The 25482-nt window shown below is 68.9% G+C and carries 25 protein-coding genes; 12 read left to right on the forward strand and 13 right to left on the reverse strand.

The window, feature by feature from the left end:
• The first annotated feature begins 2 nt into the window (after window positions 1–2).
• Complete coding sequence (locus ACZ6DT_RS04115) at window positions 3–2150, forward strand: hypothetical protein (RefSeq protein WP_465588272.1); 2148 nt, start codon at window positions 3–5, stop codon at window positions 2148–2150.
• On the opposite strand, the gene ACZ6DT_RS04120 is transcribed toward ACZ6DT_RS04115, so the two are convergent.
• The 5 genes from ACZ6DT_RS04120 to ACZ6DT_RS04140 form a co-directional block, all read right to left on the reverse strand.
• Entirely contained in the window at window positions 2131–3663 is a 1533-nt protein-coding gene (locus ACZ6DT_RS04120; protein WP_465588275.1) for a hypothetical protein, read from the reverse strand. The genes ACZ6DT_RS04115 and ACZ6DT_RS04120 overlap by 20 nt on opposite strands.
• A gap of 71 nt (window positions 3664–3734) precedes the next feature.
• Entirely contained in the window at window positions 3735–4361 is a 627-nt protein-coding gene (locus tag ACZ6DT_RS04125) for a response regulator (RefSeq protein ID WP_125790547.1), read from the reverse strand.
• 9 nt (window positions 4362–4370) lie between these two features.
• Entirely contained in the window at window positions 4371–5513 is a 1143-nt protein-coding gene (locus ACZ6DT_RS04130; protein WP_465588277.1) for a hypothetical protein, read from the reverse strand.
• 10 nt (window positions 5514–5523) lie between these two features.
• Complete coding sequence (locus tag ACZ6DT_RS04135) at window positions 5524–8010, reverse strand: M14 family zinc carboxypeptidase (protein WP_465588280.1); 2487 nt, start codon at window positions 8008–8010, stop codon at window positions 5524–5526.
• Between the two features lie 104 nt (window positions 8011–8114).
• Window positions 8115–8432, reverse strand: coding sequence for a nucleotide pyrophosphohydrolase (locus ACZ6DT_RS04140; RefSeq protein ID WP_465588283.1), 318 nt, complete (start codon window positions 8430–8432; stop codon window positions 8115–8117).
• 470 nt (window positions 8433–8902) lie between these two features.
• Here ACZ6DT_RS04140 and ACZ6DT_RS04145 point away from each other — a divergent pair, with 470 nt between their 5' ends.
• Window positions 8903–10213 carry a hypothetical protein gene (locus ACZ6DT_RS04145; RefSeq protein ID WP_465588286.1) on the forward strand — a complete coding sequence of 437 codons (1311 nt, stop codon included), beginning with the start codon at window positions 8903–8905 and terminating at the stop codon, window positions 10211–10213.
• 189 nt (window positions 10214–10402) lie between these two features.
• Window positions 10403–11959, forward strand: a complete 1557-nt coding sequence (locus ACZ6DT_RS04150) for a DUF1841 family protein (protein WP_465588289.1) — start codon at window positions 10403–10405, stop codon at window positions 11957–11959.
• 24 nt (window positions 11960–11983) lie between these two features.
• On the opposite strand, the gene ACZ6DT_RS04155 is transcribed toward ACZ6DT_RS04150, so the two are convergent.
• Window positions 11984–12553 carry a TetR/AcrR family transcriptional regulator gene (locus ACZ6DT_RS04155; RefSeq protein WP_465588292.1) on the reverse strand — a complete coding sequence of 190 codons (570 nt, stop codon included), beginning with the start codon at window positions 12551–12553 and terminating at the stop codon, window positions 11984–11986.
• A gap of 58 nt (window positions 12554–12611) precedes the next feature.
• Here ACZ6DT_RS04155 and ACZ6DT_RS04160 point away from each other — a divergent pair, with 58 nt between their 5' ends.
• The 3 genes from ACZ6DT_RS04160 (at window position 12612) to ACZ6DT_RS04170 (ending at window position 14603) form a co-directional block, all read left to right on the forward strand.
• Window positions 12612–13814, forward strand: a complete 1203-nt coding sequence (locus tag ACZ6DT_RS04160) for a saccharopine dehydrogenase family protein (RefSeq protein WP_465588295.1) — start codon at window positions 12612–12614, stop codon at window positions 13812–13814.
• A 76-nt stretch (window positions 13815–13890) separates the two neighbouring features.
• Window positions 13891–14190, forward strand: a complete 300-nt coding sequence (locus ACZ6DT_RS04165) for a type II toxin-antitoxin system Phd/YefM family antitoxin (protein ID WP_465588298.1) — start codon at window positions 13891–13893, stop codon at window positions 14188–14190.
• Complete coding sequence (locus tag ACZ6DT_RS04170; protein ID WP_465588301.1) at window positions 14187–14603, forward strand: PIN domain-containing protein; 417 nt, start codon at window positions 14187–14189, stop codon at window positions 14601–14603. The genes ACZ6DT_RS04165 and ACZ6DT_RS04170 overlap by 4 nt, the downstream gene beginning before the upstream one ends.
• 29 nt (window positions 14604–14632) lie before the next feature.
• On the opposite strand, the gene ACZ6DT_RS04175 is transcribed toward ACZ6DT_RS04170, so the two are convergent.
• The 3 genes from ACZ6DT_RS04175 to ACZ6DT_RS04185 all read right to left on the reverse strand — a co-directional run bounded on the left by ACZ6DT_RS04175 (window position 14633) and on the right by ACZ6DT_RS04185 (window position 17291).
• Window positions 14633–14803 (reverse strand): hypothetical protein, encoded by a 171-nt coding sequence (locus tag ACZ6DT_RS04175; protein ID WP_465588304.1) that lies wholly within the window; start codon window positions 14801–14803, stop codon window positions 14633–14635.
• 756 nt (window positions 14804–15559) lie between these two features.
• Entirely contained in the window at window positions 15560–16492 is a 933-nt protein-coding gene (gene coaA / locus ACZ6DT_RS04180; protein WP_465588307.1) for a type I pantothenate kinase, read from the reverse strand.
• 157 nt (window positions 16493–16649) lie between these two features.
• Complete coding sequence (locus ACZ6DT_RS04185) at window positions 16650–17291, reverse strand: macro domain-containing protein (protein ID WP_465588310.1); 642 nt, start codon at window positions 17289–17291, stop codon at window positions 16650–16652.
• Window positions 17292–17388: 97 nt separating this feature from the next.
• On the opposite strand from ACZ6DT_RS04185, the gene pheA reads away from it, so the two are divergent.
• The 3 genes from pheA to ACZ6DT_RS04200 all read left to right on the forward strand — a co-directional run bounded on the left by pheA (window position 17389) and on the right by ACZ6DT_RS04200 (window position 19739).
• Window positions 17389–18297 (forward strand): prephenate dehydratase, encoded by a 909-nt coding sequence (gene pheA, locus ACZ6DT_RS04190; RefSeq protein ID WP_465588313.1) that lies wholly within the window; start codon window positions 17389–17391, stop codon window positions 18295–18297.
• Window positions 18294–18914: a histidine phosphatase family protein gene (locus tag ACZ6DT_RS04195; RefSeq protein WP_465588316.1), complete on the forward strand. Its 621-nt coding sequence runs from the start codon at window positions 18294–18296 to the stop codon at window positions 18912–18914. The genes pheA and ACZ6DT_RS04195 overlap by 4 nt, the downstream gene beginning before the upstream one ends.
• Window positions 18915–19088: 174 nt before the next feature.
• On the forward strand, window positions 19089–19739 hold the full coding sequence (locus ACZ6DT_RS04200; protein WP_465588318.1) for a DUF4232 domain-containing protein: 651 nt from the start codon (window positions 19089–19091) through the stop codon (window positions 19737–19739).
• On the opposite strand, the gene ACZ6DT_RS04205 is transcribed toward ACZ6DT_RS04200, so the two are convergent.
• The 4 genes from ACZ6DT_RS04205 to ACZ6DT_RS04220 all read right to left on the reverse strand — a co-directional run bounded on the left by ACZ6DT_RS04205 (window position 19736) and on the right by ACZ6DT_RS04220 (window position 23068).
• Complete coding sequence (locus ACZ6DT_RS04205) at window positions 19736–20173, reverse strand: hypothetical protein (RefSeq protein ID WP_465588320.1); 438 nt, start codon at window positions 20171–20173, stop codon at window positions 19736–19738. The two genes, ACZ6DT_RS04200 and ACZ6DT_RS04205, sit on opposite strands and share 4 nt — an antisense overlap.
• 60 nt (window positions 20174–20233) lie before the next feature.
• The gene (locus ACZ6DT_RS04210) at window positions 20234–21493 is read right to left on the reverse strand and encodes an MFS transporter (protein ID WP_465588322.1); all 1260 of its coding nucleotides are present in this window, start codon (window positions 21491–21493) and stop codon (window positions 20234–20236) included.
• Between the two features lie 215 nt (window positions 21494–21708).
• On the reverse strand, window positions 21709–22059 hold the full coding sequence (locus tag ACZ6DT_RS04215; RefSeq protein WP_465588325.1) for a metallopeptidase family protein: 351 nt from the start codon (window positions 22057–22059) through the stop codon (window positions 21709–21711).
• Window positions 22060–22063: 4 nt separating this feature from the next.
• Window positions 22064–23068 carry a septum formation family protein gene (locus ACZ6DT_RS04220; RefSeq protein ID WP_465588328.1) on the reverse strand — a complete coding sequence of 335 codons (1005 nt, stop codon included), beginning with the start codon at window positions 23066–23068 and terminating at the stop codon, window positions 22064–22066.
• 94 nt (window positions 23069–23162) lie between these two features.
• Here ACZ6DT_RS04220 and ACZ6DT_RS04225 point away from each other — a divergent pair, with 94 nt between their 5' ends.
• The 3 genes from ACZ6DT_RS04225 to ACZ6DT_RS04235 all read left to right on the forward strand — a co-directional run bounded on the left by ACZ6DT_RS04225 (window position 23163) and on the right by ACZ6DT_RS04235 (window position 25465).
• Window positions 23163–23777, forward strand: a complete 615-nt coding sequence (locus ACZ6DT_RS04225) for a hypothetical protein (protein WP_465588331.1) — start codon at window positions 23163–23165, stop codon at window positions 23775–23777.
• Window positions 23778–24944 carry a glutathionylspermidine synthase family protein gene (locus ACZ6DT_RS04230; RefSeq protein WP_465588333.1) on the forward strand — a complete coding sequence of 389 codons (1167 nt, stop codon included), beginning with the start codon at window positions 23778–23780 and terminating at the stop codon, window positions 24942–24944.
• Between the two features lie 68 nt (window positions 24945–25012).
• Window positions 25013–25465 (forward strand): DUF350 domain-containing protein, encoded by a 453-nt coding sequence (locus ACZ6DT_RS04235; RefSeq protein WP_465588336.1) that lies wholly within the window; start codon window positions 25013–25015, stop codon window positions 25463–25465.
• Window positions 25466–25482: the final 17 nt, after the last annotated feature.

Consider the following 25482-nt stretch of genomic DNA (forward strand, 5'->3'; position numbering starts at 1 on the left):
TCGTGTGGGAAGTCATTGCGGGCGAGGTGGCGAAGACCTTGGCGGCCGGCGCGGCCGGTGGCCTGAAGGATCTGGTCACGAAGCGGCTCGCCCGGCGCCGTGCGGCCCAAGACGTCGAGTCGCTGCTCGCGGACACCGACCGCGCGGAGACCGCGGTCCGGGAACTGCTCGAATCCGACCCCGCCTTCGCCGAGCGGCTTCAGGAGATTCTCGCCCAAGGCGCGGCCGGCGAGCGTGACGTGCCAGGGGCGCCCGCGCATTTCGTCGACAGGGACGTTGAACGGCGAAGGGCCGCGGAGTCGGGCGTCCGCCTGATCACCGGCCCCCGGGGAGCGGGGAAGAGCGCGCTGGTCTGCAAGCTCGCGGAAGATCTCCGTGACCGCTATCCGGACGGACAGCTGTATGTCGATCTGAGCGGCTACCGCGACGGCAGCGTGGTACGCCGGTCCGATGTCGCGGCCCGGATCCTGCGCGGCCTCGGGGTCGAGGCGAATCTGGTGTCCACCGGCACGGCCGACCTGTGGGCGCAGTATCGCTCGGTGACCGCGAGACGACGGTTTCTCCTGGCACTCGACAACGCCGAGGTGGCCGCGGACCTCCGTGAGCTGGTGCCCCCTTCGCCATCGAGCCTGGTGCTGGTGACCGCGATCCGACCGGGCGACGATCTGCTGGCCGAGTACCCGGCGCCGCCGATCGAGATCGGCGGCCTCGAACGCGACTTTTCCCTCGAACTTCTCGGCAGGTTCTCCGATCCGGCGGCGATCGAAGCGGAACGTGCCGCCGCCATCGAACTGGCGGGTCTGTGCGATCACATGCCGTTCGCCCTGGTGCTGGCGGGAATCCGCGTCGGCAAGCGGCTGCGGCGCGGGCCGGGCGCGGTCGCGTCGGTGCTGGCCGGTTTCCGGGAAACCGGGGCACTGGGCGGGATCGACGTCATCGCGATGGCGTTCGAGCAGTCGTTCGCCGAACTGTCGCCCGACGCGGCCGAACTCTGCCGTCTGCTGGCGTCGCACCCCGGCCCCGACTTCACCACCGCCTCGGCGACGGCCGTTTTCGGGAAACCGGTGGGCGACGCGCTGGACGAACTCGCGGACGCGGGATTCCTGGCTCCCACGGGGTCGCCCCGGCAGCAACTGTTCAACTTGATCCGCGAAGGGGCGCTGCGCCGCGGCGAAAAGGACGTCGCGGTCACCAGGGCTCTGGAGTTCTACCGGGACCAGGCCGTCGCCGCGGATCACCGCACGAGCCCGGACCGCTTGCGTTGTTACGCGCCGATTTCCGTGCCTGCCCCGGATTTCGAAGGCAAGCATCCGCTCGACTGGGTCGACGACGCCCGGGAGACCTACGGAGCGTTGGCGCGGCAGGCGTTCGAACGGGAACGGGATGTCGAACTCGGGCAGATCTGCGGCGCGCTGGAAGTGCTCATGCTCAACCGCGGGCATCATCGGCTCTTCGCCCACATCAACCACTGGGGTCTGCTCGCGGCGAAGCGGCTCGGCGAGCCGGCGCTCACCACGAGAATCCTCAGTCAGCAAGGCCGTACCTTCTTCCTGCTGCACGAATTCGACCGCGCCCAGCCACTGCTGGAAGAAGCTCTCGAGACGGTCCGGACGCTGGACAACCCGGCACTGGAATCGTCCGTGCAGGAGTTCTGCGGCCGGTTCCACGAGGAGAAGGGACTCCTCCCGGCCGCCGCGGATTTCCTCTGGCGAGCCGTGACGCTGGACCGGGCGATGGCCGACGCGGGACGCCGGTCGCTCGGTATCCACAGTCGCATGCTGGCGAACGTGCTGCTGAAAGCCGGTGCGTACGACCAGGTCTGGGCGTTGCTCGCCGAATCCGCGCAGCAGTTCCCCGCAACGGATTCGCGGAACCTCGGCCGGGTGTCCATGGTGCGCGCCAAGTACCTCCGGACGATCGGCCGGCACGACGACGCCGAACTCGAATTGCTCGAGGCGTGGCGGCTGGTGTCCGGTGCGACGCAGTACACGGCCGAATTCGAGGAGGAGTTCGGCAGGCTCTGCGCGGGCCGTGGTGACCACGCCCGGGCGTATACGCATTTCCAACGCGCCTGGCAGACGTACTTCGACGCGGGACATCCACGGGAGGCGGAGTTCCGCGCGGTGCTGGCTAACGCCGGGTTACGGTGACCGGCTGCCCGTTGATCTCGTGCGTCCCCGCGCGATCGGTGAGCACGGCGAGTTTCGTGTAGAGATGACTCGCCAGCAGCGTCGGGTCGATTTCCGCGGACAGCAGGAAATCCCCGTCGCCCCGGACACGGGCGAGACAGCCGCCGGGCGTGGGAGCGGCGACCAGGCGAGCGAGCGGCCAGTGTGCGAGTAGCTCGTCGAAGCGGGCCGGGTTCTCCACGAACACGATGTCCGCGCCGTCGAGTTCGCGAAGGGTCGCTTGATCCGCGTGCGCGAGAACATGCCGGTGACTCAGGCCTTCCGGTCGTGTCGACGCGGGGAAGCGGACGAATTTCCCGGTTTCGTCGATTCCGGCGGCGAGCGCGGCCACGGGATGGCTCACCGGTGCCGGATCCGGCACCGGCGGGAAATCGGGAGGAGGCTCGGGCTTGTTCAGGTCCAAGAGGTCGTAGAGCACATCGCCCAGCCGCGGACCGCTCGCGGCGTCCTCGACGGCCCGGTCGATGATCGACCGGTAACGCCCCGGCACGTGGCTTTCGATGGCCGCGTCGATCTGGCCACGCAGTCCGGTGTCCGCCAGTTCGGCCACGGCCCGGGTCAGGAGGGCCAGTGGTGAGTCGTCCACCGTGGTGGTGGCGCCGGAGGCGGTGAGCAGCACCGGTTTGTCGGCCGCGGCGGCGTACAGCGCGGCGGACCCCTGGTCGGAGAGCACGCAATCCGCGGCCAGCAGGGCCGCCTGCCAGCCGTGATCCGGAGGGATGAGCGTGACCCCGCCGCTGAGTTCCGGGTGCAGCCAGGACTCCAGCTGCCACGGACTGTGCGCCGCCCACACGCCGGAATGCAGGGTGAGGACGAGCTGGTAGTCGTCCAGCGGCAATTCGTTGAGCAGTTCGCGAAGCAGCCGCGGATGCCGCGCGTACAGCGAATTCGTGCCCCAGGTGGACGCGATCGCGACGAGTTTCCGGTCCCCGGTGCCGAGCGCGGCGCGGTAAGCCGCCACGCGGTGCCTGCTCGCCATCATCCGGTCGTGACAGGGGTCGCCGACGACGACCGCCCTGTCCAGCGCCTCGGGGCAAGCCGACCTCAGCTGCTCCCGTTGTACCGAGTGCGAGAGCGCGATCGCCGCCGGGATCACCCGGTCGTGGCGCACGAGCCTGCTCGGGTCCATGCCCGACGTGACCCGTCCTCCTGGGTAATACTTCTGATAGCCGATGCCGTGCGGCACCAGCAGAACAGGCCCGTTCAGTTCGTGCAGGGCGTCGTTTTCGCTCGCCGCGAGGATGAGGTCGAAGGTGTTCTTCGCGGCCTGTTCCCAAGGGATGACGGCGACACGAAGATCACGCAACGCTTCGCGCACACCGGCCGAGAGGATCGCGGGCCGGGCCTCGTCGAAGGTGAAGGTCGTCTGGATACGGAGGTCGGGACGCGTCAGCGTCAAGATGTCCTGGAGCCGGTTCAGCGTCGTCAACGTCCGGACGACCACGAGAAGCTGTCGTTCCGGCGAGTTGGTCAACCAAGAGCGGAACTCCGGGTCGAGCGGGACTTTCGCCCAAAACGACGGGGGGGGGGTACCTTTTTCGCGCACTACCTGTCCCGGCGCGCGATCCACGCCGCGGCCTGTGTGCGGCGCTGCATGCCCAGCTTCGCGAGGACCGACGTCACGTAGTTCTTCACCGTCTTCTCGGCGAGGAACAGGCGTTCCGCGATCTCGCGGTTCGACATGCCCTGCCCGATCAGGTCCAGCACCTCGCGCTCGCGTTCGGTGAGGGAACCGAGTTCGTCCTCGGGCGGATGCCGCAGCTTGTCCAGCACCCGCGCCGTCGACAGCGGGTCGAGCAGCGACCGGCCCGCCGCGACCTCGCGGACCGCGTTGACGACGTCCTGGCCGCGGACCTGTTTCAGCAGGTACCCGGCCGCGCCCGCCATGATCGCGCCGACCATGGCCTCGTCGTCGTCGAACGCGGTCAGCATCAGGCACTGCGGCGGGTTCGGCTTCGAACGCAGCTCGCGGCAGAGCGCGATGCCGTCGCCGTCGCCGAGCCGCACGTCGACCACCGCGACGTCCGGCTCGACGTGCATCGCCACGGCGAGGGCTTCGTCGACCCCGCTCGCTTCGGCGACGACCTCGATGTCGGGCTCGTCGGTGAGGAGGTCACGCAGGCCGCGCCTCACCACCTCGTGGTCGTCGATGAGCAGCACCTGGATCGGCATACCCCCACGTTACTTCGTCGCGTCGGCGACCAACCCTTCCACCAGCGTGGACGGCAGACCGGCCCGCTCGCCCAGCCAGCGCGCCCACGTCGGCAGCAACGCTTGCGCGGCGGGACGGACGGGGCCGTCCGCCCAGTCACCGATCAGTGCGCGGATATGGCCGATCCGGTCCGGCGACACGGCGAACCACGTGGCGGGGACGATCCCCTCCATCCATTCGGCGGCCAGATCTTCGATCACCAGATCGTCGGGCTCGTCGCCGAAGGTCTCGAGGTGCCAGGCGGTGAAGGGGACGGTCATCACCGTCGGGTCGATGCCGGTGTAGTAGGAGTCGCTCGGCGGCAACCGCGGGCCGTGGTTCGTCAGCGCGGTGTCGAGGGCCAGGTACCGCCGCTCGGCGCGGTACCAATTGTCGAGGGTGGTGCGCGATTCGTCGCCGAGGAGATCCACCGAGCGGTTGACGAGACCTTCCAGACGGCCCGTATCCGTGACCGGCTCGGGCACCGCCGTCCCGCCGAAACGGTTCCGCCATGCTTCTGCCGCCTGATCGAGAGAGTCGTAGACGCCGCCACCGACGAGGCGTGGGATCCACGATATGTCGATTTCGAACACGTAGACCGTTGTGGCCGCGTCACCGGGATAGAAGAAGGTCGCGAGCACGCCGAGGCGCGTTCCGTAGACATCCTGGAGTTCCCAGACGTCACCGGTCGCCTTGATCTTCGCGGCCAGCCGAGCCCATTCGGGCAGGACCTCCGACCGCAACGCCTTCCGCAGCCTGCTCACGCTCGCGCGCACGAACGACTCGAAGCCCGGTGGGGAGATCGCGCTCATCCCCTGCAGCAGCAGCCAAAGCTCCTGGCGCGGCTCCGCGTTCGCCGTCGCGAGCACGACGGCTTCGAAGAACAGATCGAAGTCCAGGCCGTCGTTCTCGCCTTGCAGTGCCCGGTGCAGCTCGGCTCCGAGCAGCGAGGCCGTCGCCTCCTCGAGTTCGCGCGGGTTTCGCGCCTTCAGGAGAACGCCCGCCTCGTCGAGGACGTTCTCGATCGATCCCTCCATCCAATCCGGCAGTGCCGCCGGCTCCACGACCTGCGGCTTCTTCGTCCTCTTGGTCTTCTTGTTCCTCTTCGGCTTCCGGCCACGGGATACGGCCATACCCCGCACGTTACTTCGGGGCCGCCCAGTAGATCGCCCGTGCCACCTGCGAGTACAAGCCCTTCGGGTGATCACGGAACAGCGGCTCGGTGCCGAACAGCACCGCCCGCCCGCCGAACCCCGAGGTCCCGGACACGACGGCGGCCTGGCCCGCCGCCTGCAGCGGTCCGCCCGTCCCGTCGTCCCGGGTCCGCCAATGACCGGCGACCAGTGGATTCCCACTCGCGTAATGCTGCTCGACCCGGACCGAGGAGCCGAGATCGGTGAACCAGAACGGCCCGTAGACGAACGAGTCCGGCAGCGCACCGCCACCCACCGGGCCGGTCCCGTTGACGACCGAGACGACGCCGTTCCCGTCCTCCCAGCCCGCCACCGGGCGGGCTTCCAGAAGTCCGACGTCAGTGTTGAATCGGGCGCCCGTGGCGCCGCGGGTGACCACGCCACCGCGGGCGAGGAAGGCGCGCAAAGCGTCCTTCGCGGCCGGATCGAGGTCCGGGTACCGTAGTCCCGAAGAGACGAACAGCAAGTCCACCTTGGACCAGTCGAAGCCCGCGTTGAGCACCGCCGCCGACACCGGCCGCACGTCGAAGCCCATGTCCCGCAGCGCTTTCAGCTCGTCCGCGCCGACGGCGGCCGCGATCGTCTTGCGGGTCAACGGCGTCGCCGTCCCGCTCGCCTCGGTGAACCGGACGCCGTAACGGTCCGCCACCTCGGCGGCGGCCGGGCGCGCCGACGCGGGGACGACGATCGTGCCGTCGTCCGTACGCCCCAGTGCGAGGCCCCGGTTCAGCAGGTCGTTGGCGGCGCTGACGTCCAGCTCGCCGACGAGCTTCAGCGCGAGGTCACGGCCGGGCGCGGCGTCGATGCCGCCGGTCGGCGACGCCGCGACGACGTCGTGCGCCCGGACGTCGAGCCTGCCCTGCTTCACGATGTCCACCGACGCGCCCCACAGCAGGCGGTGGCTCCAGCCGGAGATGTCGTACATGACCGGCACCTTCGCCGAGATGTCGCTGCCCCGCTCCAGCATCACGTTCGCCAGGCCGCGTTTCGGCTGGTGCATGTCGACCAGGTACGAACCGGCCGGGTACCGGCGTCCGGCCAGCGAGAACGGGCGATCGGCCTGCCGCACGCGGATGTCGTTGGCCACCAGGTGGTCGACGAGCCGGGAAGCGGCGACGCCCGAACGCTGGTCCGCACCGGCGGGGATGACGTACGCGCGCGGGAACTCCGTGCGGTAGCGGTCTTCCGGCCCGAAGCCGGGCACGAATCCGTCGGGGATCTCGCGCTGCGCTTCGCCTGCCTCGCCGCGGCGGAACATCTCGATCTGGTTCGCGATGAGCTCGCGGCGGTTGCGGTCGACGTAGTCCAGCGTGCTGCCGATGGTGGCCTCGACGACCTCGGTGTTGATCACCGCGCGCCGCTGGAGTTCCGCCACCGGCTGCGTCTCGTAGTCCGCGTTGTTGACCCGCATCGGGATCTCGATCGTGAAGGACACCGCGCCGTGGTACATCGCGTACTGGGCGGTGTAGATCGGTGCCCAGCCGTCCCAGCTGCCGGGTTCGTAGTCGCGGAACGGGATCTCCGGCTTCGCCGTCTCCGGCCGTCCGAGCGCCTTGACCGCCTTCTCCATGCCGAGGCCGTTGGCGTAGCCGTGCTTGAGGTAGAGGTCGAAGTCGTAGTTCTGGCCGTGCGGTGGGGTGGTCGGCTCGATGAGCGTGTTCTCGACGTAGCCGTGTTCGTCCAGCATCATCAACGGCTGCTTGCCGATGGCGATGCCGCGCATGGCCCGCACCTCGGGCTGCGACGCGGTGACGAAGTCGCGGTTGGGATCGAAGCCCTGCGACGTCTGCCGCGTGCCGGCGACGCGACCGTCCGGATTGGCCGTGACGTTGAAGTAGAAGCGGTTGCGCTTCAGCAGTTCGACGGTCTTGGGATCGTTCGACGTCGCCAGCTTCTCGATGACGCGGAGCGCGCCGTCGGTGCCTTCCCATTCGTTGCCGTGGATGTTGTTGTTGAGCCACACCGGCGCCTTGTAGCCGTGACGCAGGAACGGGTCACGCGCGGCGCGGGCCGGGTCGTTCTCGATCAGCGAGCGCCACGCGTCCTGCCGCCGTGCCTCGCCCGGGTGCTCCGGCGCGGTGAGCGTCACCAGGTAGAGGTCGCGGCCGAGGCCGGACTGCCCGGCGATCTCGACCGAGATCCGATCGCTGCGGGCCTGCAACGCGTTCAGCTTCGGCGCGATCGCGTGGTACGGCGCGAGCCCGAGCTTGATCGACTTGTCGGCCGTGTTCTCCGGGTACACGCGCAGCTTGGTCTTGCGCGGATAGCCGGAACGGTCGCCCGCGACGTTCTCGCCCGCCGCGGCCCGCGCGGCACTCATCGGCGGGTCGGTCGCGGCGACGTCGTTGCGTTCCGGTCCGTTGCCGGGATCCCGGTGCGGAGACGTCGGCGGCGGCGCCGCGTACGACGGCGCGGCGACCGCGCTCAGGGAAAGCATCAGGGCCAGGATTACGGTGCGAGCCGAACGCGACAAGGGCCACCTCCAGGGACGTCGGCCCAGTCTTTCCGTGGATCGAACGCGCCACAAGCTCCGAAAGGCGTCTAATCGGGCGCCGGGAAGCGGATTTCGTTCCGGTCGATTTTGGCGTTGGCCGCTTCGATCAGGTCCACCCCGAGACTGTTCGCCAGCTGGAGGAGATACAGCGTGACGTCGGCGATCTCGTCGACGACGTTGTGTGCCAGTTCAGGGTCGGAGCGCCACTCCGCGGATTCCTCCGGGGTGAGCCACTGGAACAGCGAGGTCAGCTCGCCGACTTCGCCGGACAGGGCCATGACCAGGTTCTTCGGGGTGTGGAAAGGCTCCCAGGCCCGTGCCGCGGCGAAGTCACGGAGGCGCTGGTGGAGGTCGTCGAGTGTCACGTGTCGTGCCTACCAGATCGTCACGGTGCGCTAACGGCCGTATGGCGGACGAGCCTGGGTCCTCGTCGCGTTGTTCCTTGGCGGATTCCCGGTCCAGTAAGCCGTTCAGACCCGCGACGACGCCGAAAGCGCAGCGGCCGGCCGTTCCGCCACCTACGCCGCGTATGCCGAGCGCATCGACACCTGACGGAAAGTAGCCGCCGGACCTCCTCGCCGCGCGGCAGATCGAGCACTCGGCGCAGCTCGCGATCGACGGCGGACGCCGCGTGCCTGGCCGTCGCCGCGGTGATCTCGCCTGCTCGTGGGGTGGTGAGGGCGATCGTCCTGCGGCTCCCGATCTCGATCATCCGGTGCCCTTCGCGGCTCGAAGCGACGCCACCGGCCTGGTCACACCCGGTGAGCGATTACGCCGAAAAGAGCACGCGGTTGGCCCACACGAGTCGGCGAACCGTTCGGGCAGACTTGTCCGGGTGAGTGCCCCGACGGATCTGCGCCCCTACCTGCGTACCTTGGACGCGGAAACGCTGGCGGACCTGCTTCATGCCCAGGCCGAGCGTGACCCTGTGTTACGGCATGCCCTGGAAAACCGCTTCGCCACCCAGGGGAGTGATCTCGCCGAGGTGCACCGTCTTCTCGACACCGCGGTGATGTCGGGCAACGTCGAGTACGCCGCGAAGGTCGGTTCCGTCCTCGACACGCTACAGCGGCTTCTCGACGCCGGCAGCCGTGCCGATCTCGCCCCGCTCGCCCGCCGGACCGTGGACGACATCAGCGAGATGCTGGAGCAGATCGACGACACCTCCGGCGAGGTCGCGGACAGGCTGGACAGGGCCGTCGAGCTGTACGCGCGGGCCTGCGTCGCGCGCCCGCCGGATCCGGAGAGCCTGGCCGCCTGGATCCTCGAAGTCGAGTTCGACGGGCCCGGCTGGCCCGCCATCGAGCTGGCCGACTTCGCTTCCGCGTTGGGAGACAACGGGCTCGCACGCATCCGGTCCACTGTGGACAGCGTGCTGGCCGAGCATCCCTCCGGTGCGAAACGCGAGACGGCGGAACGGTTGCGCGAGGAGCTGGCGGAGGTGTCCGGCGACGTCGACGCGCTCGTCGCGATCCTCACCGCCAAGCCGCCGCGGGTCGACGTCAGCCTCAAGATCGTGCGCGTGCTGCGCGCGGCGGGACGGCACAGCGAGGCCATCGCGCACGCGGCACGGGCGCTCACACACGACAAGAAGGAGGAGGCGCCGCCGGAAGCGGAGCCGGTTCCCTTGTCGCGCAAAGATTTCGACGAGAACCCCGTGGCCACGACCTATCTTGCCCTGCGCGAGGAATCGCTGGAAACAGGGCGCTGGGTCGCGCAACGGAAGACCGCGCTGGCCCGGTTGCGCGAGCTCGCCGCCGAAACCACGGAGGCCGCCGACGAACTCGTCCACGCGCTTCTCGGCGAGGATCGCGCGGACGAGGCCTGGCGGGCGGCGGTGCGTTTCGAGGCCTCTTTGCCGGTGCGCGTCGAACTCGCGGAATCGCGTTCCGTCGCCCATCCCGCTGAAACCATTCCCGTATATCGGGACCATGTCGAAGAATTGATCACGCGGAAAGATCCGAACTCCTACCGCGAGGCGGCCCGGCAACTGCGCAAATTGCGCACCGTGCACAAAAAGGCCGGTACGGCTGAAGAATTCAGCTCGTACCTGAGCACCTTGGTGGAAATACACAAACGCAAGACACGGCTGCTCGCCGAGGTCAAGGCGGCGAGGATCGCGATTCCGAAACCGGTGAGGGCGTAACCGCGGCCGCCGTCCTTCGTTATTCGAAGCGAACCGAGGAAACCCGGCGAAGCAGGTCGAGCCACCCTGGCGGGCCGTTGTCGTCGCGGTGGTCCGGAAAACCGGTGTCCGCCCGCGTCCGGGACCCCGTGTTTCGCGCCCAGGACCACCGCGACGAGCCCGGCCGGACCCGCGTGAAAACATGTCGCCATGAGTCCGGTCAGCCGTGCCCGCAAGAAGGCAGCCCAGCCCTCCACCCCGAGTGTGACGGGCCTCTTCAAGGACGTCCTCCGGGACTTCTCGACCCTGGGTGCCGAACCCGAGGTGCTCGACGTCGAATTGCTGACCTCCGAGGTGCTCGGCCAGTGGTGGGAGATCGAGGTCGAGGAGAGCGAACAGCCGCTCGGCATGGAACTCATCGCGTTCGCCGAGCGGAAGATCACGCCCGCCGCGGCCGCGCTGCTCGCCGGGCTGAAGGTCTTCGCCGAGACCGAAGAGGAGCGTGAGGCGGCCGCCGCGGCGCTGAACACGGTCCTGGCGCGCGGGATCCCGGAGCCGGAATGGGTGGGCGACCTGGCCGCCGTGACCGTCGGGGACTGCTGGCGGACCGGTGACGTCTTCGGTGACGAGTCCTCTCTTCTCTGCGTCTTCTCGCGCGGCGGTGTCGAGCACGGGCTGCTCGCGCTGGTCGACTTCACCGAGGGCGGCCGGATCCGCGACGTCGTCGTGGTCGACAAGCCGCAGGAGGTCTTGGGCGAGATGCGGCAGCAGGCCGCCGACGACCCGGAGCTGGTCACGTTGGAGCGGGTGCTGCCCGAGCGCGCCCACCAGCTGCTCGCGGACGGGCTCGCCGCGACGGACGTCGTCGAAGAACCCGACGTCAGCGAGGACTACGCGCGGTTCCACGCGCTCGCGCTGGCCTGGATCCGGGCGCTTCCCGCTCCCGAACCGTCGCCCGAGATCACCGAATGGCCCGAACAGACCCGTGAAGAGGTCGTCGCCGACTTCATCGGATCCGGGCTCGTGGACGACACCGAAGCGACGCGGTTCTACGCGCGCCTGCTCGTCGATTTCGGCTGCGCGACCGAGCCGGGCAGCCCGCTGCGGGTGGGGCCCGAGAAGCTCGCCCGGTTCCTCGAGTCGCTGCTGGACGGCGAGATGGAGATCGACGAGGCGTACGAAGGCGCGCTGGAGCCCGCCCTGCTCGCCTGGGTCACCTGGGCCGCCGACCGTGCCGGGCTCCCCGAGGCCGCGCGCGTGGCGCTGCTCGAGGGCGCGACCGAGTTCCTGGAGGAGTTCGCGGAGGACGAGGACTCCGCACTCGACGTCTACTTCGACGGCTCCGAGGGCATCGAGGACCCGGGGGACCTCGCGGAAGCCCTCGCCCGCCGGATGTTCGCCGTCCCGACCGTCTACGCGGAGATCGGCGACGAGGAACTGGAACTCGAGCCCGCCGATCCCGAACAGCGTCGCCTGCTGGTGATCGCCGAGCACCCCGAGTACCACGAGGCGCTGGCCGAAGAGACCTTCGACGGTGAGCCGAGGATGCGGCTGGCGCTCAAGACCACGATCGTCGACCAGCTCTGGGCCGACGAGCCCGCCGAGGTCTGGCAGGCCGTGCGGCGGCTGAGAGACACCGGGCAGGAACGCGACGAGATCTTCGACCGCCTCATCGACGCGCTGTCCGCCCAGCTGACCGAAACCGGCGAACACGAGATGGACTACGACGTCGACGACTACCGGACGGCGCTCGGCGAACTCGCCTGACCACCCGGAGGCCCGTCGCCGGGCTCAAGGTCGTTCGCCGAGCTGGGCGACCAGCGCCCTGGCCGCGTTCCGCAGTTGCCCGCGGCGCGTGCTGTCAGTGAGTCCTTGCAGGTGGAACGCCCACTGTGCCTCGACGAGGCCGGCGATGGCATAGGCCGTCCCGGCGACGCGATCGGCCGATGCGGTGGCGTACGCCGCCTGGAGCTGCTGTTCGGCCGCGGGGAGCCACCGCCGTGTCCACAGTTCGTGCAGTTGGTGTCGGACGCCGGTGTCCCTGGCCGCGAGCGCCACCAGTTCGGTCCACACGACGAGGTCTTCGGCGTGCCGGTACGCCCCGGGCTCGAACAAGCGATCCAGCCGCTCTTCGACACTGTCCCCCTCCTCGCCCAAGACCATCCGTTCGCCGTAGGCCGCGACGGCTTCGGCGATGAACGCGGTCATCAGCTCGTCGCGGTCGCGGAAGTAGTGCAGCACCAGTGTTCGCTGCAGGCCGGCCGCCGCGGCGACGTTCACCATCGTCGTGCCTGCCAAGCCGTCCCTGGCGACGACCGAGGCCATCGCTTCGAGGATCTGCCTCCGTCGTTGACGGGTCATGGCCGGACGGCCTACTTTATTTACTGACATGACAGTAAATATACTAGGGGGAGCGACCATGCGAGTACTGGCCCTCGGCGGTGCCGGGGCGATGGGGGTCCATGCGTGCCGCACCGTCGCCAAGGTCCACGAAGATGCCGAGCTGATCGTCGCCGACCTCGACGCCGGGCGAGCCGCCGAGGTCGCGGCGGGCCTCGGTGACCGGGCGAGCAGTATCGGCCTGGACGTCACCGATGCCGCGGCCCTCACCGAGGCGATACGCCGCGCCGACGTCGTGATGAACACGGTCGGGCCCTTCTTCCGGTTCGGCGTGCCGATCCTGCGTGCCGCGATCGCGCAGGGCCGCGACTACATCGACATCTGCGACGACTGGGAGCCGACCGTCGAGATGCTCGGCCTGAACGAGGCCGCGAAGGCGGCCGGGAGCACCGCGTTGGTCGGGATGGGCGCGAGTCCGGGGGTGTCGAATCTGCTGGCCGTCTCGGCGGCGCGTGAGCTCGATCGGGTGGACGAGATCATCACCGGGTGGGATCTCACGACCGGCGGACTCGACGCCGCGTCGATACCGGGTGTGCCGAGTGCGGCTGTCGTCCACGCCATCGAGCAGATCACCGGGACGATCCGCGTGACCAGAGGCGGTCGTCCGGTCGACGAACCGGCCTTGCGGCGCACGCGCCTCGACTACCCGGGGGTCGGGCGGCGGACGGCTTGGACCTTCGGGCATCCCGAAGCGCTCACGATGCCCGCGGCGTTCCCGTCGGTCACGACCAGCCTCAACGTGGCGTTCGGCGACCCCGCCACCATCGCCGGGTTGCGCCTTATCCGCGCGGCCGTCGACCGACGGCTCGTGTCGGCCCGTCGCGCCGCACTGATCGCCGAACGCGTCGATCGATGGTCGTCCGCCAAACCCGCGTTCCGGGGACGGCGGCTTCCGCCCCTGTTCGGCCTCGCGATCGGCACCCGTCACGGCGAACCGGCATCGGCGGGCTGCGCCCTCGCCCAGATTCCCGGTGGCCTCACGATGGGCGAGGTCACCGGTATCCCCCTCGGTGTCGCGATCGGCCTGCTGGCCGGTGCGCGACCAGGAGTCGGGACTCCGGAGACCCTTCTGGACCCTGGTGACGTCTACGCGGCGTTGGCCCCGCACTGCATCGGCGACCCGGACCCCGCGAGCATGGTCGTGACGACTCGATCCTGGGAGGCTCACGCCGCCGCCGACCTCCACGACGCACTCGCCCGGGCGCGTGCCTTGCTCGTCTGAACCCGGCTCGGCCGCCCGACGCGACGACACGGGTCAGCCGCTTGCAGCTCCCATCGAATAAATCTAGTCTGTCTAGATGGAAGCAGCAACCTGGCAAGTGCAGGACGCCAAGCAGCGGCTGAGTGAGCTGCTGCGCCGGGCCGCGTCCGACGGGCCGCAGTTCGTCACCAAGCATGGGGAGGAGGTGGCCGTGGTGCTGGACATCGTGGATTACCGCAGGCTGGCAGGAGGCGGCGAAGCCGTCGATTTCAAGCTCGTGCTCTCCGGTGAGCAGCACCATCCCGAGTACGGGGAGGCGCTGGCCGACGTGCTGGAGGAGATCGCCGCCGAACGCGCCGAGGACCTGCCGAGAGATGTCGTGGAGGTGAGCGGGTGAGCTTTCTGCTGGACACGAACATCGTGTCCGAAGCTCGGCGGCGCACCCAGAACCCGGGATTCGCCCGCTGGTGGGGCGGGGTTTCGTCGAGCAGGCTCTATTTGAGCGCGCTGAGCGTGGGGGAGATCGAGCGGGGGATAAGCAAACTCAGACATCGAGGGGATCAGGACACCGAGCGGGCGGACGCGCTGGGCGATTGGCTGGCCGGGCTCACCAGGCAGTTCTCGGAACGGATCCTTCCGGTGACCGCCGAAATCGCGGCCGAATGGGGCAGGCAGTACGCGCCGCGGAAAGTGCCGTCCATCGACGGGCTGATCGCCGCGACCGCCCGGGTCCACGAACTGACCCTGGTCACCCGCAACCTCGCCGACATGGCCGGGCTCGGTGCGCAGGTGCACAATCCGTTCGACTGAGCCGTCTTCAGGCCGTCTTCAGGCCGGGTTCAGCCCAGGGGTGCGGCCGGGGTGCCCTTGCTCTCCGTGACTTCGGACTTCTTCCAGCGGCGGTCCCCGCGGGCGTCGTCGAAGTCGACGACGAAGGCGCCGGCGGCCATGGCCACCAGGAGCGCGAGGCCGAGAATCGAGCCGATCCAGGTCAGGATGATCGAGAACATCGTGACCCTCCTCCCTGCTCAAGGTCCTTTTTCGGACCTCTTGTTCCCCTGACACAAGGGTCGCCTCGGGGGCCTGTAGCCGGTATCGGCCAACCGGTTACACGTACGGAGCGTGGATCGGCCGATCGGCCGAGGAGCACCGCTCACCGGTGGCGGTGCGCGACCGGTGCGCACCGCCGACTCGCCGGTGGTGCGAAGGCTGGTCCTTGTGAGGGAACGGCCGTGCGACCACCGCGGCCTGCGTCTCTATGCCTTGCGCCTCAGTACATGAAGGCCCCCTTCCTGTACCTAGTCGCCAGGGTCCCGGCAAAGTCGCATAGCCGCTGGTCGAGTGGGTGTTGCGGTGACAGAGGCGGGCTCGTCACAGTCGCCTGACATCTTTCTCGACTGTCCACATAGAACACCTCCAGGGCTACGGTGCCCGATTTGGGCGTTTTTCGACCGGGTCGTGAGTGACAAAGAGGGTTCTAGCCCTAAATTTCACTTACGACCCAGTCGAAAAACGTACCTAAAAGCATCAAATGGACATTCAGCGGCCGAATGGTGTCCTTTGTGGACACTTGACGCTCAAGGCACCCTGTCATCCGCTCTCGTAGGAAGTCCAATTCGGATCACCGAAAGCGCCACCGACCAGCGGCTATGCGACTTTGCCGGGGCCCTGACCTAGGCGCAAGGAAGGGGGCTTCATGTACAGGGGAAGGGGCGAAGGTCAAGCAGCCGATGTGACTGACGGCGACATCAGGGCCGAAGGCTCCCTCAGAGCTTCCGCAGCCGGACCCGGTTGATCGTGTGGTCGGCGTCCTTGCGGAGGACGAGGGTCGCCCTGGGCCGGGTCGGCTTGATGTTCTCCATCAGGTTGGGCTCGTTGATCGTGCGCCACAGGTGGCGCGCCTCGGCCCGGGCCTCGTCGTCCGGGAGGCCGGCGAAGTGGTGGAAGTGTGACGCCGGGTCCGCGAAGGCGGTGTGCCGCAACTTGAGGAAGCGCTCGATGTACCAGCGTTCGATGTCGGTCGTCGGCGCGTCCACGTAGATCGAGAAGTCGAACAGATCGGAGACGGTGAGCCGAGGGCCGGGCTGGAGGACGTTCAGTCCTTCGAGGATCAGGATGTCGGGTCGCTGAACGACCTGCTCCTCGTCGGGAAGGATGTCGTAGGCGAGGTGCGAGTACACCGGCGCGCTGACCCGTTCCGCACCGGACTTCACGTCGGTGACGAACCGCAGCAGCGCCCGCCGGTCGTAGCTTTCCGGGAAACCCTTGCGGTGCATGATCCCGCGCCGGACCAGTTCCGCCCGCGGGTGCAGGAAACCGTCGGTGGTGACCAGGTCGACCCTGGGGTGGTCCGGCCAGCGGGCGAGCAGGGTGCGCAGGATGCGCGCGGTGGTCGATTTGCCGACGGCGACGCTGCCGGCGATGCCGATGATGTACGGCACCTTGGTGCCCCGGCTGTCTTCACCGAGAAAGGTGGTGGTGGCTTCGTGCAACCGTTGCCGGGCGGCGACCTGGAGATTGATCAGCCGGGAGAGCGGCAGATAGACCTCGGCGACCTCGGCCAGGTCGACCTGTTCGCCGAGACCGCGCAGCCGCAGCAGTTCCGCGGCGGTCAGCGGCAGAGGAGTCGACCTTCGCAACTCGCGCCACTGCTCACGGTGCAGCTCGACGTAGGGACTGAGCTCACGGACCCGCGGCATCGCACACTCCTCGCCCGTCGCCAGCGCTGGCGCCGTACAAAACGGTGTTGACGAGTTCTCGGCGGGTGAACGTGCCGCGAACCGGATGAAGCCGTTTCAACGGTAGGGCTTAGGGCTCGTGAACGCGCTGCGATGTGATGTACCCCGCTTCGGGGCGTTACCGTCCGTTACGAAGGCGGTCGGGGGTGAAGACCTCGCTCCACGCCGCGGCGACCTGCCGGGCGCAGGCGGCGGGCGTGACCCCGCCGACGCCGGTACCGAGTCCGGGCATCGCGATCGTGTGCACGAGGTCACGGACCCGGCCCTGGTCGAGTCTCCCGTCGCGCCACTGCCGGAAGACCGCCCTGGCGGCCAGGTACGGGTGCACGGTGTCGCGCGGGAGGCGTTCGCCGGGTTCCCGCATCGTCGGCGCGCTGATCAGCCAGGCGGGCTCCGCCTCACCGGTGGGCACGATCACCGCTTCGCCGATCGGGAGCTCTCCGCCGTGGTAGGCGAGGACGGCGCTGCGCACGTTCTGCTCGACCTCGGGATAGGCGCGGGCGTAGACGGCGTCGATGCCGCCACGCATCCAGCCGTAGGAGTTCGCGGGGCTGACGACGGCTTGCGCGAAGACGTCGAGCACCGACCCGCGGTGCACGAAGACCCGGCCGTCCACGGTGTCCGCGACGGTGGTCCAGGCTTGCGCGAGCAGGTCATCGACGGCGCACAGCACCAGCTCCGGAGTGGGACGGTCCGTCAGGGGGGCGTGCGAAGAGCCGACGTCGTCGTGGCCGGTGTGCGTGCCCGGTTCGGCGGTCACGCCTTAAGCATGGCAAAAAAAGGCACCCGGCGTAACCGGTGCGCGTACCGGCTGTCCGAGTGAAAGTGGCCACTCATGTCGTGCGTAATCTGGCGGGGTGTCACGGATCGCGTACTTCGGCCCCCAGGGAACCTTCACCGAACAGGCCGCGCGCCGGCTCGTCCCCGGTGAGGAGTTGATCCCCGCGGAGACGATCCCGGCGGCACTCGCCGCGGTGCGTTCGGGCGCGGCCGACGCGGCCTGCGTCCCGATCGAGAACTCCGTGGAGGGCGCGGTCACGGCCACCCTCGACAGCCTGAGCGAGGCCGAGCCGCTCGTCGCGGTGGCTGAGGTGCTGCTGCCGGTCCACTTCAGCGTGCTGACCCGGCCGGGCACGACCGAGATCCGCACCGTGGCGAGCCATCCGCACGCGCTCGCGCAGGTCCGGCACTGGGTCGAAGCGAACTTCCCCGGCGCGCATCCGGTCGCGACGTCGTCCACCGCCGCGGCCGCGGTCGCGGTCGACGCCGGCGAGTTCGACGCCGCCGTCACCGCGCCGGTCGCCGTCGAACACTATCCGCTGGAGGTGCTGGCCACCGAGGTCGCCGACGTCCGCGACGCCAAGACCCGGTTCCTGCTGGTCCGCGCGCCCGGCGTGCTGCCGGAGCCGACCGGGGCCGACCGCACGTCGATCGTCGCCGCCGCGACGAACCGGACCGGCGCGCTGGCGGAACTGCTCACCGAACTGGCGGTCCGCGGCATCAACCTGACCAAGCTGGACGCCCGCCCGACCAGGAACAACTTCGGTGAGTATCGCTTCTTCATCGACTTCGAGGGCCACGTGGCCGAGCCCCGGATCGGCGACGCGCTGGCCGCGTTGCGCCGCCGGTGCGGCAACGTGCGGTTCCTCGGTTCCCACCCGCGCGCGGGCAACGGCACCACCGAGATCGAACCGGGTGCCGCCAACGACGATTTCACCGACGCGATCGACTGGGTCGAGTCGGTCCGGAAGGGGGTACAGGCGTGAAACTTCTCCTTGTCCGCCACGGCCAGACCGAGGGCAACGTGCGAGGAGCGCTCGACACCGCGTTGCCCGGTCCGCCACTCACCGATCTGGGCCGCGAGCAGGCCCGGGATCTCGTGACGCGGCTGGACGGCGAGCCCATCGTCGCGGTCTACGCCTCCCAGGCGGTCCGCGCGCAGCAGACCGCCGCGCCGCTGGCCGCCGAACTCGGCTTCGAGGTCCAGGTGCTCGACGGGGTGCACGAGGTCGCGGCGGGTGACCTCGAAGGCAAGACGGACAAGGACTCGGTCACGACCTACATGAGCGTCGTGCGCCGGTGGACCCTCGGCGAGCTCGACCAGCCGATCCCCGGCGGCGAGACCGGCGCACGGGTCCGCGCCCGGATGCTCGACGCGGTCGCCCGGCTGCGGGCCGAGCACGAGCAGGCAGACCCCGACGGCACGGTGGTGCTGGTGAGCCACGGCGGCGCGATCCGGCTGGGTGGCGAATGGCTCGCCGGGAACGTGACCGCCGAGATCGCCAACCAGGGTCTCATCCCGAACACCGGTGTCGTCGAACTCGTCGCGAACCCCACCGGCTGGACCTGCCTCACCTGGGCCGACGTCCCCGTCGAAGGCTGACCGGGAACGTTTGCCTCCACTCCCGCCGGGGAATACACCCACAAGATCTATTAACACCTTGTGGGGAATTAACCGGGACGGCGCAACCCGCGCGGCGGACAACCCGTCTACTGGACGGTGGGTCACCCGGGAGGGTTCGGCAGCGTCCGGCAGCGTCCGACTACAGGGAGGCGAATGACCATGGTTCGTTCGAAGATGATCTCCATCGGCGGTCTCATCGCGGGTACCGCCGGGCTCCTGCTGCTCAGCGCCTGCGGTTCGGAAACCGCACCCGTCGCGCAGAACACCTCCGCGTCACCGTCCACTTCGGCGCCGGAAACCTCGGCCGCGCCCAGCGTGAGTTCTTCGAACCCGGCACCGGCCTCGCAGCCGGTCCAGCAGCCCGCGCAGGAGCCGAAGAACGACGGGCTCTGCAAGGCGGGCGACGTCAAGCTGTCCATCAAGGACAGTGACGCCGCCGCGGGCACGGTGTACCGGAAGCTCGTCATCACCAACGCGAGCGGGCACCCCTGCACCATTCAGGGTTTCCCCGGCGTCTCGTACGTGACCGGCGCGGACGGCCGTCAGGTCGGCGAGGCCGCCTTCCGCGACGGCGAGAAGGGCGCGCCGGTCCAGCTCGGCAACGGCGAGAGCGCGATCGCGGACGTCGGTTTCGTGAACGTCCGCAACTACGACGAGGCGGTCTGCAAGCCCACCGAGACCCGGGGGCTGCGGGTGTACCTGCCGCAGGAGACGGCGTCGAACTTCGTGCCGGTGCAGGGCCTCGGCTGCGCGGGGAAGATCCCCGGCAACCAGCTGACCGTCAAGACCGTCCACCAGGGTTAGAGCTGGGTGCAGAGCTGTTCGGCCTGCGCCAGGTGCCGCTGACCGGCGATCTGGTTGAAGTGCAGGCTGAACACCATCCGGCTGACGCCGTCGATGTGGTCGGCCAGCGGGCGGTAGGTGACGTTGGCGGCGGCCGCCGCGGCGGAGAGTTCGCGGGCGGCCGTCATCCGGTGCAGGACCTCGGGGGCCAGTACGGCGACGGTCCGTTCGCCGGGCGCGGAGTCCGTGGTGTCCGGGATCGTGCCGACCCTGGCCAGTGCCCGGCACGCGTCCTGCGCGTCTTCGAGAGCTCCCGCGTTGACGCCCGAGAGCGCCCACAGCATGCCGATCACGCCGCCGCCGATCACGAAACCGGCGACTCCGGTGAGGACTTGCGGACGTCTGGAAGGTTCTTTCGTCCCCACGCCGGCCTCCGGCACCAGTGTCTGCCGCATCGCGGACCTCCCGTCACCAGTGGCGGTGATGGGCTATTTCAGCACCGAAGTCCGTTGTTTTCATCGGTCTTGGTGGAGAACCCGCACCTCCGTGGCCGATTCGTCATCGAAGGCTCCTCGGCGTAACGAGACGAACGCGAAACCGGCCACGGCGAACAGCAGAAGCCCGGACGTGAGGAACGTCCGGGCGGGGGAACCGAGGACGTGGGTGAGGACGCCGCCGAGCAGCGCGCCGATCGGGATCGCACCCCAGACGACGGTGCGCCACACGCCGAGGACCCGGCCGAGCAGCTCGCCGGGGACAAGCTTGTGCCGCGCCGTCCCGAGCACGACGTTCACCGCGACGACGGCCGCCGCGAACAGGCCGAACAGCGCCGCCCCCGCCACCGGCGAATTCGTCAGGCCCATGCCGGTGAACGCCGCGCCGCAGCAGGCCGTGCCCCCGAGGAGCACCGCGCGACGACTGGTCGCCTTCACCAGCCGCGGGGCGACGGCCGCGCCGAGCAGGCCGCCGATGCCACCGACGAACGCGAAGAGCCCGAAGGCCGCTTCGCTGAGACGCAGGTACTCGATCGCGTACAGCACCAGCTGCGCCTGCGCGAGTTCGCTGACCAGGCTGATCAACCCGGCGATGACGACCAGGCGCAGTACCAGCCGGTTGCCCTTCAACCAGCGGAAACCCTCCGCCAGTTCGGCGCGAAGGTCGGTGTTGGTGCCTTCCGCGGCCTTCGGCCGGTAGCTTCCGGCGAGGCCGATCAGCACGACCGCCGCGATCGCGAAACCCACCGAATTGAGCAAGAACGGAAACGTCGCGAAGAGCGCGAAGGTGAGGCTGCCGACCGGCCCGCCGAGGAAGGTCTGACCGACGATCTCGCAGGCCTGGAGTTTGCTGTTCGCGCTGTCGAGCGAGCCCTTGCCGACGACCGCCGGGATGAGCACGTTCGCGGCGCTGTCGGCGACCACTTCCGCGAAGCCGATGAGCAGTGCGGCGGCGTAGACCGCCCAGATCGTCACCCCGCCCACCGCGACCAGGACGGCCGTCCCGCCGACGACCACCGCGCGGGCACTGTTCGCGAGGATCATCGCCCGCCGCCGGTCGATCCGGTCGAGGAGCGCGCCCGCCGGGAGCGCGAACAACAGCCAGGGCAGGAACTGGGTCGCCGAGAGCCCGGCGATGAGCAGCGGATCGCGGGTCAGGGTGACCGCGAGCAGCGGGAACGCGACCTTGCCGATCCCGTCGCCGAGGTTCGACGCCGCACTGGAGGCGAGCAGCCAGCGCAACCGACGGTCACCCCTCCTGCGCGCCGTCGACTCGGCCATGCACCGCCTCCCCAGGCATTCGCCGGCGCCGGCCGACGACAACGTGTCGAAAAGTTTAGCGGGGCTGTCGCCCAAAGTGGCGGTGTTGTTACACCGAGTTAAGAATCCGGAGAACCCTTGGTGCCCGACGCACAAAAATCACCGACCACGCCGCCTTCGGCACGGAATCCGCCGCCGGGGGAGCAAGGGACCTTTGCTATCGCTCGTCCACCGGCTCAGCCCCAGCCGAGTTCGTGCAGCCGCGCGTCGTCGATGCCGAAGTGGTGGCCGACCTCGTGGATCACCGTGATCAGCACCTCCTCGACGACGTCCTCCTCGGTGTCGCACATCTGCAGCAGCGGACGCCGGTAGATCGAGATCCGGTCCGGCAGCACCCCGCCATACTCGTGGGTCCGCTCCGTCAGGGCGACCCCGTGGTAAAGCCCCAGAATCGTGGGCGACTCCTCGTTGAACTCCTCCACGAGTACCACGACGTTGTCCATCGCGTCCGCGAATTCGGGCGGGAGCTCGTCCAGTGCCTCCGAAACCAGCTCTTCGAAGCGCTGCTGGGTCATCTCGACGGGCACGGGCTCATCCTCCGGTCTTCGGGGCCGAAGAGGACGTCGGCGGGCTCGTCTGGCCGCTCTCCGGCGGCGGGGCGTCGCCCTTGCCGACCTTCACGCTTCCGGTGACCGGCGCGAGCCCCTTGTTGTCCGGCAGGACCGCCGCCACCTTGCAGTTCACCAGCGTCGACCCCGCGTCCCAGCTCTCCTGCTCACGGACGTCCCAGCTGAGGATGAGCTTCTTCGCCGCCAGGTCCGCGTTGCCGGTGTACTCCTGCGCGGCCGTCGAGCATTCGGTGTCCAGCCAGGTGTTCTGCTGCTCCTGCGACGGGTAGCCGTCTTTGAACTTCGTCTTGAGGTCGATCGTGGCGATCATCTCGTACGAATGCGGCTTGGCGCAGTCGACGGGGTCGCCGAAGCTGTTGTTGAGCAGCGCGAGGCAGGTGCCCGGCTCCCACACCGCGGACTGGTTCTGCTCCTTCGCCGGCCCCTTGGTCGGCTGGAGCTTGCCGCCCTGACCCGCCCATTGCAGACCGCATCGCAACTGCCGGTCACCGTCCGCCCACTGCGCGGGCGTCGGCCGGAGCAGGTTCATGCTCAGTTTGCCGTACGGATCCAGGTTGCGACCGAGATACGGCTTGACGTCGATGGTGCAACGGGAGCGGGAGATCTCCTGCCACTGCTCCAGGTTCGGGCTCGGTACCCCCGGCGGGTACTGCGCGCCGATGTCGACGATGCTGGTGACCTCGAACAGGTGCGCCTCCGCGCACGGCACGCGCCGCGCGTCGGCGGCGTCCGGGTTGTTCCAGGTCAGGCAGGTGCCCGGGGGAGATTGGAACGCTTCGACCGCGGCGGGCGACAGTTTGGGGGCGCCGCCGCCCGCACCGCCCTCCGGGCCTACGTTCCACGAGAACGCCACACTCAGCGAAAGCGCGATGATCGCGCCCATGAACACACCGGCCATGACGAGCCGGATGCGCAGGGTGCTCAGCGCGTTTCGCGGATCACGGAACCGCTCGGCCTGTTGAGACATCGACTCCATGATGCCCGCGCCGCACGTAAGGTGCGTGTACCGGGTGGTTAGTGTTGGACACGGGTTCGTGGCGAGGGCGATTTACGGAGCTTCGATGACGCAGGATGACAACCAGGGGGCGCAGCCGCCCCAGGAGCCACCGAAGCGCGGCTCGATGCGCTTCCAGGACGACAGCACACAGGCGCGGCAGCCTTCGCTGGCCGAGCAGCGGGCACGCCAGCAGGCTCTGGCCGAGCAGGAACGCCAGGAGGCGCTCGAAGCCGAAGCCGCTCGCGCCGCCGAGAAGAAGTCTTCGACCAAGAAGAAGATCCTGATCGGCACCGGCGTGACCGTCGGCCTGGTCGGTTTGGTGGCGACGTACTACACCGCCGCGAAGCCGGAAGAGGTCACCGCGGTCTGCGCCACCAAGGACACGGAGATCGTCCAGGACGACCGGAACTGCGACGAGAACTACGTCCGGTCGAATGGCGGCTACGTCAGCGGCGGCTTCTTCTTCCTCCCCATCGGAGGTATCGGTGGCCCGATGAACAGCTACCGCTACAACTACGGCGGCTCCGGCCAGATCGGGCAGCGGGTGTCCGGCGGTTCGTACACCGCGCCGTCGGGGGCGAACGTCAGCACCAAATCGGGCAAGTCCGTCCAGCGCGGCGGGTTCGGCATCAGCGGCAAGAGCGGCTCCGGCGGCAGCGGCAAGAGCGGGGGCTCGTAGGTGTACCGGGATTCCAAGCCGCCCCGGCGGGACTGGCAGAAGATCGTCGAGGAGCAGGGCCTGGTCTTCGGCACCCCCGCCCGCGACGGCTCCGGCAAGTCCCGGCCGTACTGGGACGAGTCGGTCCATTACGTCTTCGACATGGACGAGATCCTGTCCGTCGAGGCGGACGTGGAACTGCTGCACTCGATGTGCCTCGAAGCCGTCGACAACGTGGTGACCACCGAGCAGTACCACCGCTTCGGCATCCCCGAGTGGGTCTGGCCGCATATCGCCGAGTCGTGGAAGCGGCAGGATCCGCACGTCTACGGCCGCTTCGACCTGCGCTACGACGGCAAGAGCCCGGCGAAGCTGCTGGAGTACAACGCCGACACCCCGACCTCGCTGCTCGAGGCCGCGGTGCTGCAGTGGCACTGGAAGACCGCGGTCTTCCCCGAGAACGACCAGTGGAACTCGATCCACGAAAAGCTGGTCGAGCGCTGGGCCGAACTCGCCGACAAGCTGCCCTCGAACGAACTGCACTTCACCTGGTCGTCCGCCGATCCGTCCGGTGAGGACCACGTGACGACGGCGTACCTGCAGGAGACCGCGGCCGAGGCCGGGCTCGACACCGTCGGCCTGTCGATCGAGGAGATCGGCTGGGACCCGGTGCTCAAGCGGTTCGTCGACCTCGAAGAAGCGCAGATGGCGACCGTGGTGAAGCTCTACCCGTGGGAATGGGTGGTCGACGAGGAGTTCGGCCGCTTCGCCGTCGAGACCATGCCGCGCACGCTGTGGGTCGAGCCGCTGTGGAAGATGATCCTCTCCAACAAGACGCTGCTCGCGATCCTGTGGGAGAACTATCCCGGGCACCCGAACCTGCTGCCCGCCTTCGCCGACGACCCCGGTCTGCTGACCGAGTATGTCCGCAAGCCGAAACTGGGCCGCGAGGGCGCGAACGTGCAGATCGTCGCCACCGGGTACGAGACGCAGACCGACGGCGTCTACGGTGCGGAAGGGTTCGTCTACCAGGCGTTCGACCCGCTCCCGGAGTTCCAGGGTTACCGGCCCGCGCTCGGCGCGTGGATCGTCGGGGACCAGGCCGCCGGCCTCGGCATCCGCGAGACGGCGGGACTCGTCACAGACGACGGTGCGGCATTTGTCCCGCACCGCATCGTCGAGTCGTGATAGAAGCAACCGCACAAACCTGACATTCCTGACCAGCACAGACCCGCGAAGACTTCTGGAGAACCCCTGTGACCACCACCCTTGCGCTGTCCGACACGTTCGGCTCCGACCTCGTGCGAGGGATCGGCGCGATCCTGCTGTACGGCGTCGTCGGCCTGCTGCTGATGTTCGCCGGGTTCTGGGCGATCGACTGGACCACGCCCGGCAAGCTGTCCCAGCTGGTGAGCCGCGGCCTGCCGAACGCGGTCATCGTCACCGCGTCGGGCCTGCTGTCGATGGCGTTCATCGTCGTCGTGGCGATCGCGAACTCCGCCAGCGACCTGACCGAAGGCCTCGTCACCTCGCTGGTCTACGGCCTGCTCGGCATCGTGGTGCAGGTGCTGGCGGTCCGGCTGCTGGAGTGGGCGACCCGCATCGACGTCCGCTCGACCATCGAGAGCGACAAGTTCGCCCCGGTCAGCGTCGTGGTCGCGGCCGCGCACCTGGCCCTCGGCCTGGTCGTGGCCGTCGGCATCTCGTGATTTGCCTGAAGGGTCAC

This window comes from Amycolatopsis sp. NPDC041971 (genome assembly GCF_055588925.1).